At 61.8% G+C, this 12,836-nt stretch carries 10 protein-coding genes and 1 tRNA gene; 5 read left to right on the forward strand and 6 right to left on the reverse strand.

What is annotated here, in order from left to right; all coding sequences use genetic code 11:
* Nucleotides 1–273 precede the first annotated feature (273 nt).
* From NKJ84_RS08420 to NKJ84_RS08435, 4 genes are read left to right on the forward strand one after another with little or no spacing between them, the layout of a single operon-like run.
* Nucleotides 274–1,845: a phytoene desaturase family protein gene (locus NKJ84_RS08420; protein ID WP_352506101.1), complete on the forward strand. Its 1,572-nt coding sequence runs from the start codon at nt 274–276 to the stop codon at nt 1,843–1,845.
* A complete protein-coding gene (locus NKJ84_RS08425) occupies nt 1,845–2,324 on the forward strand; it encodes a MarR family winged helix-turn-helix transcriptional regulator (RefSeq protein WP_352455076.1) in 480 nt (159 codons plus the stop codon). The genes NKJ84_RS08420 and NKJ84_RS08425 overlap by 1 nt, the downstream gene beginning before the upstream one ends.
* A gap of 42 nt (nt 2,325–2,366) precedes the next feature.
* Nucleotides 2,367–4,520: a thiamine pyrophosphate-dependent enzyme gene (locus NKJ84_RS08430; RefSeq protein ID WP_352506102.1), complete on the forward strand. Its 2,154-nt coding sequence runs from the start codon at nt 2,367–2,369 to the stop codon at nt 4,518–4,520.
* A complete protein-coding gene (locus NKJ84_RS08435; RefSeq protein WP_352506103.1) occupies nt 4,513–6,102 on the forward strand; it encodes an indolepyruvate oxidoreductase subunit beta family protein in 1,590 nt (529 codons plus the stop codon). The genes NKJ84_RS08430 and NKJ84_RS08435 overlap by 8 nt, the downstream gene beginning before the upstream one ends.
* Nucleotides 6,103–6,127: 25 nt before the next feature.
* Here the strand turns inward: NKJ84_RS08435 and NKJ84_RS08440 are convergent, their stop codons facing one another.
* The 5 genes from NKJ84_RS08440 to NKJ84_RS08460 all read right to left on the reverse strand — a co-directional run bounded on the left by NKJ84_RS08440 (nt 6,128) and on the right by NKJ84_RS08460 (nt 9,507).
* Nucleotides 6,128–6,298, reverse strand: a complete 171-nt coding sequence (locus NKJ84_RS08440; protein ID WP_352506104.1) for a hypothetical protein — start codon at nt 6,296–6,298, stop codon at nt 6,128–6,130.
* Nucleotides 6,299–6,460: 162 nt separating this feature from the next.
* Complete coding sequence (locus NKJ84_RS08445; protein ID WP_352506105.1) at nt 6,461–7,165, reverse strand: S1 RNA-binding domain-containing protein; 705 nt, start codon at nt 7,163–7,165, stop codon at nt 6,461–6,463.
* A 182-nt stretch (nt 7,166–7,347) separates the two neighbouring features.
* Nucleotides 7,348–8,280 carry a hypothetical protein gene (locus NKJ84_RS08450; protein WP_352506106.1) on the reverse strand — a complete coding sequence of 311 codons (933 nt, stop codon included), beginning with the start codon at nt 8,278–8,280 and terminating at the stop codon, nt 7,348–7,350.
* A 176-nt stretch (nt 8,281–8,456) separates the two neighbouring features.
* Entirely contained in the window at nt 8,457–9,119 is a 663-nt protein-coding gene (locus NKJ84_RS08455; RefSeq protein ID WP_352506107.1) for a hypothetical protein, read from the reverse strand.
* A 312-nt stretch (nt 9,120–9,431) separates the two neighbouring features.
* Nucleotides 9,432–9,507, reverse strand: a tRNA-Thr gene (locus NKJ84_RS08460).
* A gap of 354 nt (nt 9,508–9,861) precedes the next feature.
* On the opposite strand from NKJ84_RS08460, the gene NKJ84_RS08465 reads away from it, so the two are divergent.
* Nucleotides 9,862–11,007, forward strand: coding sequence for a hypothetical protein (locus NKJ84_RS08465; protein WP_352506108.1), 1,146 nt, complete (start codon nt 9,862–9,864; stop codon nt 11,005–11,007).
* A gap of 97 nt (nt 11,008–11,104) precedes the next feature.
* Here the strand turns inward: NKJ84_RS08465 and NKJ84_RS08470 are convergent, their stop codons facing one another.
* Nucleotides 11,105–12,706: a cisplatin damage response ATP-dependent DNA ligase gene (locus NKJ84_RS08470; RefSeq protein ID WP_352506109.1), complete on the reverse strand. Its 1,602-nt coding sequence runs from the start codon at nt 12,704–12,706 to the stop codon at nt 11,105–11,107.
* Between the last annotated feature and the right edge of the window lie 130 nt (nt 12,707–12,836).

Genomic DNA, 12,836 nt, shown 5'->3' on the forward strand with positions numbered 1-12,836 from the left:
CAATGCTGTGGTGACGGGTTGGGAGCGGCAGTCTTGCAAGGCTGCGGCTCTACGGCGCCCTCCCCTGTCCTGCCGGACATCTCCCTCACTTGGGGGGAGATTGGCAGTTTCGGCGCCTCGCTCATTCCTGCGACGTAGGAGAGTGTCGAAGGCCGCGGTGACAGCCGTTCTCCCGCCAAGTGAGGGAGATGTCCGGCAGGACAGAGGGGGGCGCGAGGGAACGGCAATTCACGCAAATGAATTCCACCTTCCGCTCACCCGGAGCAACCCTCGATGAGCGATATCGATCACATCATCGTCGGCAGCGGCATCAACGCGCTGGTCTGCGCGGCGATGCTTGGCGGCAAGGAGGCGAAGGTGCTGGTGCTCGAGCGCAACAACCGCATCGGCGGCTGCATGCGCACCGAAGAAATCACCGCGCCCGGCTTCATCCACGACGTGATGGCGACGACCTTTGTCCTGTTCATCACCTCGCCGGCCTATGCGGCGCTGGGCAAGGATCTGGCGCGGCACGGCCTGGAGTTTTGCAACACCTCCACGCCGACCGGCGTGCTGCGCCCGGACGGCAGCCACGCCATCCTGCGCACCGATCGTATCGCCAATGTCACGGCGGCCAATGCGCTTGCCGCGGGCGACGGCGACCGGCACGCAAATGATGTCGGCGAGATCGAGCGCAATGCTGGCCTGCTGTTCGGTCTGCTCGGCGGAAGCCTGTGGTCTTACCCGACGGCAAAGCTGCTGGCGGGCGAAGCCTGGCGGCGCGGCCCGCGCGGCCTTGCCGCCTTTGTCGGCAGCGCGCTGGTGCCGGCGCGCGGTTGGTTGGAAAGCACCTACCAGTCGGAAACCATGCGCGCGCTGTGGGCGCCCTGGGTGCTGCATGCCGGCCTCGGGCCTGAGGACGCGTTCTCCGGCCAGATCGCCAAGGTCATCGCCTTCGCGCTTGAGGCGGCCGGCGCGCCGATCGTCAAGGGCGGTGCCAGGAATCTGCTGGCCGCCTTCGAGGCCCTGATCAGGGAACGTGGCGGCGAAATCCGCACCGGCGCCGACGTCGCGGCTATTGTCCAAAGCGGAGGCCGCGCCGCCGGCGTGCGGCTGGCTTCGGGCGAAACGATCAACGTGAACAAGAGCGTCATCTGCTCGGTCACGCCGACCCAGCTCTACGAGCGGCTGCTCGGCGACGCGGCGCCGAAAGCAGACGTCGAGGCAGCGCAAAAATACCGCTACGGCAAGGGCAATTTCCAGATCCACTATGCCTTGGACAAGCCGCCGGCATGGCGCGGCGAGGGCCTGGACAAGGTCGCGCTGCTGCATCTGACGCCGGGGCTCGACGGCGTCTCGAAGGCCTGCAACGAAGCCGTGCGCGGCATGCTGCCGGAGGTGCCGACCATGTGCATCGGCCAGCCGCACGCGCTCGACCCATCGCGCTGCCCGGACGGCAAGGCGGTCCTGTGGCTGCAACTGCCCGAGGCGCCACGGCATATCAAGGGCGATGCCGCCGGCAAACTGCAAACACCGGCAGACGGTCGCTGGACCGAGGCGCTGCGCGAAGCCTATGCCGACCGCGCCGAAGCGATCCTTGCCAGCCATATCGATGGGTTCGAGGACAGCGTCATCGCACGCCGCGCCTGTTCGCCGGCCGACCTGGAAGCGATGAACATCAATCTGGTCGGCGGCGACCCCTATGGCGGTTCCTCGGCTATCGACCAGTCGTTTCTGTGGCGGCCGTTCAAGACGAGCCGCAATCACGCCACCGGGGTCAGGGGTCTCTACCACATCGGTGCCTCGACCCATCCGGGTGCTGGCTTGGGCGGCGGCTCCGGCTTTCTCCTGGCGGGGAGGCTGTGATGGAACAGAAGGTTGAAAAGCGCCAGCGCATCTCGACTTTGGGCCAGATCGGCCTGCAGCAATTCGCGCCCTATCTGATGAACCGCATCATGGGCCGCTACAACGCCACCTTGCGTGACAATTTCCGCAAGCAGGGCCTGACCATTCCGCAGGTGCGTACGCTGGCCGTGTTGTCGGTCACCGATGGCGTCACCGTCAACGATCTCTCGGTCTATACCGTCATCGAGCAGTCGACCTTGAGCCGCACGCTCGACACGCTGGAGGGGCAAGGGTTTGTGCGGCGCGAGCAGGGGGTCACCGACAGCCGTATCCGCCATGTGTTCCTGACCGACGATGGCCGCGCCGAGTTCGCGCGCGCCTGGCCGGCCATGCACGACGCTTTCGAGGCAATGTTCGACGATGTCGACGATGCCGAATACGCGGCGCTGATCGCGACATTGCAGAAGATGCTGAAGAACATTCGCAAGCACGACATCTGATCTTACGCGCCGCCATCGGGGCGGTAACGGAAGGAGCCCAAAATGGCCGAACGGTCTTTTGCCAAGGAAGTCGAAAAGCTCAGGCTCGGCGCCGGCGAGGAGTTTTCCGGCGAAGGCATTCTCGCCATCACCAAGGCGCTGCTGCAATGCGGCGTCGGCTATGTCGGCGGCTATCAGGGCGCGCCGATCAGCCATTTGATGGACGTGCTGGCCGACGCGCAGGATATCCTGGGCGAGCTCGGCGTGCATTTCGAGGCGAGCGCCTCGGAAGCGACCGCCACCGCCATGCTGGCGGCATCGGTGCACTATCCGATCCGTGGCGCGGCCACCTTCAAGTCTACGGTCGGCACCAATGTCGCCTCCGACGCGCTCGCCAATCTCGCTTCCGGCGGCGTCACCGGCGGTGCATTGATCATCGTCGGCGAGGATTACGGCGAAGGCTCCTCGATCATGCAGGAGCGCAGCCACGCCTTTGCCATGAAGAGCCAGGTCTGGCTGCTCGACCCGCGACCGAACCTGCCGTCGATCGTCAAGGCGGTGGAGGACGGCTTCGAGCTGTCCGAGGTTTCCAACACGCCAGTCATGCTGCAGGTCCGTATTCGCTGCTGCCATGTCCACGGCCATTTCATCGCCAAGGACAACAAGCGCCCGGCAATGACTGTGGCCGATGCGCTCGAGGCGCCGCGCCGCGACACCGGCCGCATCGTGCTGCCGCCCGCGTCCTTCCTGCACGAGAAGGAAAAGGTGCAGAAACGCTGGCCGGCGGCGGTGGATTTCATCCGCACCAACAAGATCAACGAGTTATTCGGCCCGGAGCACGGCTCGGTCGGCATCGTCATGCAGGGCGGCATGTACAATTCGGTCATCCGGGCGCTGCAGCGGCTCGGCCTCGCCGACACTTATGGCGACACCGACGTGCCGCTCTATGTGCTCAACGCCGTCTATCCCTTAGTCGACGACGAGTTCCTGTCTTTCTGCGAAGGCAAGGACGCCGTCCTCGTCGTCGAGGAAGGCCAGCCCAACTACATCGAACAGGCCTTTGCCGCGATGCTGCACAAGGCCGGCCGCGGCACCAGGCTCGTCGGCAAGGAACATCTGCCTATGGCCGGCGAATATACCGGCCAGGTGATGCTCGACGGCATCGGATCGTTCCTGCGTGCCACCATCCCGCATCTGCTGCCAAGCGAGGTCCGCGCGCCGAACAGGATCGGCGACGGGCTCGACACCGCCGACCTGATCAACGTCGTCCCGGGCCGGCCGCCTGGCTTCTGCGTCGGCTGCCCGGAGCGGCCGATCTTCGCCGCCACCAAGCTGGTCGAGCAGGAGCTGGGCAAGCACCACATCGCCTCCGACATCGGCTGCCACCTGTTCTCGATCATGCCGCCTTTCGAGCTAGGTGCCACTACCATGGGCTACGGGCTGGGGCCGGCTTCCGCCTCGGCGTTCAATTCGCCCGATGCCAGGCGCCGCTCGATCTCCTTCGTCGGCGACGGCGGCTTCTGGCACAACGGCCTGACCTCCTCGGTCGGCAATGCCGTGTTCAACAAGAATGACGGCGTCATCGTCATCGTCGACAATTTCTATTCGGCCGCGACCGGAGGGCAGGACATCCTGTCGTCCCGCGCCGGCAACAAGACCAAGTCGACCAAGCACCCGATCACCGAGGCGGTGAAGGGCATGGGCGTCAAATGGCTGCGCCACATCGACCGCACCTACGACGTGACCAAGATGCAAGACACGCTGCGCGAGGCGCTGACGACGGACGAGAAGGGCCCGAAAGTCATTGTCGCCTCGTCCGAATGCATGCTCAACCGGCAGCGCCGCGAAAAGCCGCTGGTCGACAAGGCGATCAAGGGCGGGACGCGCATAGTCAAGCCGAAATTCGGTGTCGACGAAGATATCTGCACCGGCGACCATGCCTGCATGCGGCTGTCCGGCTGTCCGTCGCTTTCGGTGAAGTCGCTCGACGATCCGTTGCGCGACGATCCGGTGGCGCATATCGACCAAAGCTGCGTCGGTTGCGGCAATTGCGGCGAGGTCGCCGATGCGGCGGTGCTCTGCCCGTCCTTCTACCGCGCCGATGTCGTGCACAATCCGAGCCGCTGGGACCGTTTCCTTGAAGCCGCGCGCCGCGCCACGATCGGCCGCTTGCAGCGGCGCCGTGAAAGCCGGCGCCTGATATTCGCCGATGCTTGACGCCGTTCCATCAACCCGTTCAAAGGCCGGCGCGCCGGACGACGAGCGCGTCATCAAGCTTGCCGTGCTGGCGGTCGGTGGCCAGGGCGGTGGCGTGCTGGCCGACTGGATCACCGACGTCGCCGAGCGCAACGGCTACGTCGCGCAATCGACCTCGGTCGCCGGCGTCGCCCAGCGCACCGGCGCCACCATCTATTATGTCGAAATGTGCCGCGACACCGGCCGCCTGCCGGTCTTCGCGCTGTCGCCGTCGCAGGGCGACGTCGACATTCTGATCGCCGCCGAACTGATGGAGGCCGGCCGCGCCATCATCCGCGGCTTCGTCACGCCCGAGCGCACCACGCTGATCGCCTCGTCGCACCGCATCGCCGCGGTCTCGGAGAAGATCGAGCCCGGCGACGGCCGCGCCTCGTCCTCCAAGGTGCATGCCACGGCGGAAGCCGCGGCCAAGCGCTTCATTGCCTTCGACATGGAGAAGATCGCCGCCGACAATGGCTCGATGATCTCGGCCAGCCTGCTCGGCGCGCTGGCCGGCTCCGACGCCTTGCCGTTCAGTCGCGAAAGCTATGAGCAGGCGGTCAGTGCCGGCGGCCGTGGTGTCAAGGCCAGCCTCGCCGCCTTCGGCGCCGCCTACGATCGGGCGCGCGGCATCGCGAGTGCGCCTTCGGGCGACAAGACTGCAGGGCCGGCGGCCGCTGAAACCGGCTCGGGCGCCGCGACAGAAGTCAGCGGCCCGGAAAGCCTGTTGAAGGGCTGGCAACAATTGGCGGCGCGCGTCGCCATGCTGCCTGTACCCGTGCGCGACATGGCGCTTCGCGGCCTGAAAAAAGTGGTCGACTATCAGGACGTTGCTTATGGCGGCGAGTATCTCGACCGGCTCGACCGGGCCGTCGCTCTGGACGATGCCGAACACGCCTACGCGCTGTCGATCGCCGCCGCCAAGCATCTGGCCAACGCCATGTGCTACGACGACATGATCCGCGTCGCCGACCTGAAGACGCGCTCTAGCCGCGACCGACGCGTACGCCGTGAGGTTGGCGTCAAGGACGGCTCGGTCCTGCAGGTGACCGAATATTTCCATCCGCGCATCGAGGAATTCTGCGGCACGCTGCCGGCTGGGCTCGGCAGCTACATCGAGGCGCGGCCGAAGCTCGCCGCCTTCCTCGACCGCCGCATCAACCGCGGCCGCCATATCCGCACCGACAGTTTTGCCGGCTTTGCCGCATTGTGGTTCATCGGCGGCCTGCGCCGCTGGCGCCGCCGGCTGCTGCGCCACAAGGTCGAGACCGCCCATCTCGAGCGCTGGTATGCGCTGGCGCTCGGCCATGTCGGCCAGGACTACGCGCTTGGCACGGAGATCCTCAACTGCCGCCGGCTGATCAAGGGCTACAGCGACACCCACGCCCGCGCGCAGTCGAAATTCGACCGGGTGCTGTCGGCGCTCGACCTGGTCAAGGGCCGTCCGGACGCCGCCGACTGGATCCGGCGCCTGCGCGAAGCGGCGCTGAAGGACGAAAAGGGCGACATGCTCGACGGCGCGCTGAAGACCGTGGCGTCGCTGGGCGACACCTCGCCGAGCTGAGGCGCTCGTTCGACCCGGCGACAACTCAGTCTGTCGTCCGTGTCGCCTTCGACGCGGCAGTCTGCACGGCAATTCTCAGGCCGATGATCTCGGCGATCGCAGCCTCCAGCACCAGGACGATCGTTTCCTTCGCCACATCGTCGAAATTTTCGGCGACATAGCTCAGGTCGCTTAGGATGTCGTCTTCCTCTTCCATAATTTTCTCCCCCTGTTGAACGCCAGGCCGGAACGGCCGACGATGGGTGGCGATGAACTTGGCTTCTTTTGACGTGCCCATCGCGCGATTGCCCATTGTCGGTCGCATCATCGCCACTCTGCAAGGATTCGAAAATTAGCGATTGAGGGCAACCCGGAGTGTCTACCTAATCCATTCAAGTTCGACACGCCGCTCAACCCTATCCACGTTTAGCACCCTCACTTCAATCTCCTCGCCACGTTTAAGGCGGGGATCGGAAGCAAAGTTCTGGGGCAATCTCGACGAGTGTATCAGTCCATTAAAATCCCGCTCTAGCTCGACGAACACCCCAAAGGCGGCAGAGCCGGATACCTTGCATCGAGACACCGTCCCGACTGGATGGCGCTTGTTAGCCCCTACCCACGGACCGCCGACCACCTCACTTTCAAAACGACTTAAGCGACTCCTCGCCTTGGACAGACTGATCAAGTCTGCAAGCTCATCATTGTTGAACATCGCTCTATAGGCTGCCACCTCCCTTGCCTGGAGCATCTCAAGCTCATCGAGAACGTCCTCGGCGTTGTCCAGAATCGTTGCGTTGGTGTAATGTCGTCTCGTATCGGTTATGCGCTGTGCGATGCCTTGCGCGCGCGCTTCACTGGTGAACCAGTTATCTTCAGCGATCGCCGCAAGGTAATATTGATCCATGCAGACCTCCAAATGGACATGGCCTGCTGGAGCAATAGAAACTAGATCTGAATCGGTAATATTTGATTGCCGAAAATCCTCACAGATGACGCAGAAACCTTTGACGAGATATTCTAGCTCGCGATCAAAGATATCCGCATCTACACCGAATCTTTCAACGATCGAACGCAAGTCCTTCACGCGTAAATAGGCCTTCAGGCGCTCGTTTCCGGGTGCGTCGTAATGCCTCTTCAGGGTCTGTAGAATTACAAGCCGAGAGAAGAAATTCGGGTGCAGGTCGCGAATATCACAAGAAAACAGGTTCTTTAGATAAGAGGTGTCGCTGTCATAGTACCGCTGGCTTGCACGAAGTAGAACGTTGGTTACAAGACCAATGGGAAGAACATAGCGACCCTCAGAGAGCCGAATTTTGGTAATCTCATCAGATCCGATATGGCGCCACTCTTGCAGAAATCTAGAAAAATCTCTAGAGCCCGGCGCATATTGCGGCCAGATAAGCCAACGATGAGCCGACGTACATATCGATCGTGCTCGAATATAGACAAAAGAATAGAGGAAAAATAGAAGCCTTGGTCGGATGAAGGATATTCCACCTGCATTCCATTTGGGAGATTATACCTAAGAAGCTTCTGGCCTTTCTGCGTAAGCTCGCGGAGTGCCAAATTAACTCGGCTGGCTAGAATCCTCTGGAAGAGTGGTGGCTCGATCCTGAAGACAAGGTCCTTTAGAGCCGTGTCGAGAGGCGGCTCGTTTCTGTGATTGTCATAAGTCTCTTCTCGCAAGGGTAAAATTATCAACCCACGGAACTCGCGTTGAAGCCACTGTGCAGCCTCAAACATCAGCAATTGCTCTTCTCTTAAGCGCTTGTCGGAGTTGTCGAGGACAATAACCAACAGAATGCCCCGCTCGTTCGTGCTGTAACGAGCAGTGTTGACTGCCACCTTATGACGATCTCGTTTTAGACTGCCGAGTAGGTCTCCAAGCTTCGAATCGTGCAAACCCGGAGTGTTTTGGTAAAGCCGCCCCTCGCCTTTCCGAAACTCGTTAACCTCCACCGAATGCACCGCTTTTAAGATATCCAGATCGGAAAAATTAATCTTTGGTTGTGCAGTGAGACAGCCCTTGATGATCTCCTCACGCAACCAAGGATAGATTTCATCCCGAGAGATCGGGGCAGGATTCATGTCTATTCGAATCCACAGCGTCTTAGATCGAATGTCTGCTGGAAGTGCTATCTCTTGTAGGTAATCGACAAAGGTCGACTTACCTGCACCAGCACTTCCTATCAGGAGCATTATCTTTTGTTCGAGAGAGCGTGAAGCACGAAATGGCTTTATGATTTCTGACGGCTTCTCGGTATCATCGAGGGTCTTGGAATCTGTTACTGAGGCAGGAGTGGCCGCGCGAATAACCCTGTCGATAGGTTCAATATATCGCTCGCGGCGTTTAGAACTGATGTACGCATGGCGAGCTATGTATCGTCGTTCCTCCCGAGTTGTGGATTGAACAAGTGACCGAAATCTGCGGTGATTGTCGTTGCAAACGAGTTGATTGGGAGCTGCTCTTTCTGCTTGGATAGGCCTCCCACGAGCTTTACTGGCTTCCAGTATCGCACTGGCTTGAAGTGCGGCAGAAGCGAAAGATAGTACCGATTTAAGGTCTCGGCTCCGAAGAGATTCACCAACTCGCTCATCTTTGTGGAGTAGGGGTCGATTTCGTCGAATGGAAGGTCAAGCACAGGATTAGCTTGGTCGTGCCAACCAGCAACAAGTCGGTTACCGTCGGTTGCGAGCACTCGTGTGACAGGGTTCAGCCCACTAGGATGCAGCGCATTAAGCTCGCTCGCGTATAGTCTCGCTTCTCGAAAGGCTCCGAGGATGTCCGCACCAGGCTTTTTCCCCTCGGCAACCATCACTGGAAGTGAGCCGTGAACTACCACATAGTCGGGAATGTAGCTCTTCTGATCGCTACCCTTTCCGATGACAAAGCTTCGCAGGTTTTTCTGACCCCTTACCTGCGATGGGTTAATTCCTAACCCGGACGGGGTGTCGCCCACCAATAGCGGATAGAGAAGTTTATCCTCGACGTCTCGCTCACTCTCTAAGTTCGCCGCGATGGGCTTCTCAAACTTCATATTCTGGCTCCCTAAAGCGCTATCCGCCGAGTCAGGTGCCTCCGGCAAGAGAGCACTGCGTCCGCGTGTCGATTTGGTTTTTCGGTGGGCTTTTGCAAGCCGCGCCGACCTCTAATCTCGCGAGAGAGCCTAATATTCTCAGTACTGTGGTCCCCTCAGCACTCAGGCAAGTAACTGAAAAAATTGAGGCTTTTTCTGAAAAAATGATAGATTTGGATAGATCGTTTCTTGTCAGACCAGATCAGAATACCCCTTAGGCCAAGGGGAAAAACAATTAGGCCAAAGGAAGCCACTGAAAACAAATGGAAGTTTTGGTGCCGCTTAGGTGACTCGAACACCTGACCCCATCATTACGAATGATGTGCTCTACCAACTGAGCTAAAGCGGCCCGGGAAGCCGAGCTTCCAGGATGGGCTGCGTGATAGACGCAACCGGCCGCGAATTCAAGATGGCAGTCGCGATTTCAGGACGAGGCAATTCGTGCCGCCTCCGGCCGGGCGCAAGGGCCGCCGCCGCGCGGATCTACCATTGGCCGCGTGATGCCGCATCGGCACGCCGCGCGACCGCCACGTTGGCCGTGACCGGGAAAATCAGCGAAAAATGTTGATTCCTTTACCGAAAACCGCCGAAATGAGCTTTGTGCCCCTCGGCAAGGCAGAATGCGGCCGCTCGCTTGTTGATTGATTGGTCGCCTGCGGCTAACGATCATGGCAATGTGAATGAAATTGCAGAGGGAATTCGCTTGGACGCGATCGAAAAAGCGATCCGCAATGCCTTCGAGAAAGGCAATGCCGACGACCGGGCGTTTCGCGAGCGGGTCTATCGATCGGCTTTCGCGGCACTCGACCGTGCCCTGCAGGCCAATCCAAACGTCACGGTGGAGGTCGCCATCAAGCGCCGCAAGGCGGTCCAGGCGAAGATCACCGAAATCGAATCGGAATTCCTGCCGGCGGTTACCGACGTCGCCGCGCCGACCGACAGTTTGGAGGCAGCACCGGAGGTGGAGCCTCCGGCCGAAGCCGAGCCCGCGCCGTCGCCCGATGTCGTCGTTGACGGTCCGGCGCAGCCGCCCGAATCCGATGCGCCCCGGTCGCGCGTCCTGCCGGTCGTCCCCGACATAATGCCCGATGCGCCTGTTCCCGAGGCGCCGGTGATCGACATGGGAGCCTCGGCTCCGACCGAAGCCGAAACCGACGACGCGGAAGTGACGCCCGACCGCGACGACCGGCGGGCGAGGCGGCGGCGCCTGCCTTTGACCGCGATCTTCTTCGGCGTGACGCTGCTCGCAGCCGCCGGCATCGGCCTTTATTTCGCCAACCAGACCGGCGTCTTCAAATCGGCGACCGAACTCGACACGGCGCCGCCGGAAGCGCCGCCAACGGTCGACGGCGATGATTTCACGCCGGACGACACCGCTTCGCCGCCAAAGCAGGGCGAGGCGGACCAGGCGCGCGACTGGATCAACGTGTTTTCGCCGGGTGACCCGACGCAGGTCAATGCACCGTCGGACGCCAAGGCCGACGTTATCCAGGACGAAAGCGGTTCCTTCCTGCGCATCCGCTCGGGTGCATCCGGTTCGGCCATCAGCTTCGACGTCGGGCAAGGCGTGCTGGAAAAACTCGCCGGCAAGCATGCCACATTCGACATCATCGCGCGCTCCGAGGAGGGCCAGGAGACGCAGATTTCCGTCGATTGCAATTTCGGCGAACTCGGCGACTGCGGCCGCAAGCGCTATGCCGTCGGTCGCGAGCGCAATGAATATCTGTTCGACGTGCGCTTTCCCGACAAGCATCCGGGTGCTGCCGGCACCATCGCCATCAATTCCGACTTCGACAAGCAGGGCAAGTCGGTCGACATCTACGAGATTCGCGTCTCGGTCGTTCCGTAAAGCACGTCGCGTTCGGACGGGCCTCATGCGACGCAGTTTAGGTTCTTGTTTGGCGCATGTCGCGCAAAACCGCTGCACGCTTTTTGCGCGACATGCATTAACTATCGAGCAGCGCCTGCAGCGTCTCGATGCGGTCGGCTTCCGCGGCCGGCTTGTCCCAGCGCAGCCGCGAAATGCGCGGAAAGCGCATGGCGACGCCGGATTTGTGCCGCGTCGAACGGTTGAGCCCTTCGAACGCCACCTCCAGCACCAGGCCCTGTCTGCGGTCGGCCCGTACCGAGCGCACCGGGCCAAAGCGCTCAATCGTGTTGTCGCGGACATATTTGTCGATTTGCCTCAGTTCCTCGTCGGTGAAGCCGAAATAGGCCTTTCCCACCGGCACCAGCTCCTCCGATCCTTCCGGCCCGGACCAGACACCGAATGTGTAGTCGGAATAGAAGCTCGAGCGTTTGCCGTGGCCGCGCTGGGCGTACATCAGCACGGCGTCGACCGTGTGCGGATCGCGCTTCCATTTGAACCACGGCCCCTTCGGCCGCCCGGCCACATAGGGCGAATCCCAGCGCTTTAGCATGACGCCTTCGATGACCGGATGCAGCGGCTTGCGGCGCAATTCCTCCAGCGCCCGCCAGGTGGTGAATTCGACCAGCGGCGACAGATCGAAGCGACCCGGATCGAGCGTCCTGACGAAGGCCTCGAGCCGGCCGCGTCGTTCGCGGAAGGGCAATCCCCGCACATCCTCGTCACCAATCTGCAGCGCATCGTAGCAGCGCATGAAGGCGGGGTATTGCTGCTGGATCTTGGGTGACACGCTCTTGCGGTTCAGCCGCTGCTGCAGGTCCGAGAACGTGCCCGTCGCCTGCCTGGGGTCACCGACCAGAAGCTCGCCGTCGAGGGCGCCTGAAAAATCCATCGCCTCGGCAAGATCCGGAAAGGCGCCGGAGACATCGTCACCGGTGCGCGAATAGAGCCGGCGAATGCCGCCTTCGCAAACCGCCTGGACGCGGATGCCGTCCCATTTCCATTCGGCCGCGTAGTCGGCCGGGTCGAGCTTTTCGAGGTCGCCGTCGCCGACGGCGTTCGACAGCATCACTGGCCTGAACAGCGCCAGCGCCGTCTTCCTGGGTTTTTCCGCCTTGCCCTCCAGCCAGGCGAACAGAGCCGCATAAGGCGGCGTCAGCCCGTGCCAGAGTTCCTCGATCTCGGCGATATCGACCTTGCCGAAATCGGCCAGCGCCTGCTTGGCGAGCCGCGCCGAGACACCGATGCGCAGGCCGCCGGTGACCAGCTTTATGATGGCAAAGCGCGCAGACGTGCTGGCGCTGTCGAGCAGCCGGGCCAGCACCTGTGGCCCGTCGGAACGGCTTGCCGCTTGCAGCTTGGCCACTACCTCGGCCAGCGTCGGCGCGTGGTTCGCAATATCGAGAGGCGCTTGCGGCCAGACCAGCGACACGGTCTCGGCCAGGTCGCCGACATAGTCGTAGGAATAGCCGAACAGCACGGGATCCATGCGCTCGATCACCAGCGTGCGCAGCATTGCCGGCTTGACCGCGGCGATGGAAAGATCGCCGGTAATGGCCGCCAGCGCCAGCCCGCGATCCGGATCCTCGACGCTGCGGAAATAGTCGGTCAAAAGCGTCAGCTTGCCGTTGCGCGACGGCGTCAGCACCAGCCGGTCGAGAAGCTCGGCGAAGCGGTTCATGAGCGGAGCGCCAAGGGGGGAAGTTTGCGATCCTTCGCGCCCCCCTCTGTCCTGCCGGACATCTCCCCCACGAGGGGGGAGATCGGATGTCGCGACTGGTTTCGCCAATCTCGAACGTCGCTGGAATGAG

Source organism: Mesorhizobium sp. M0048 (assembly GCF_040323405.1).
In the GTDB taxonomy this organism is placed as follows: domain Bacteria; phylum Pseudomonadota; class Alphaproteobacteria; order Rhizobiales; family Rhizobiaceae; genus Mesorhizobium.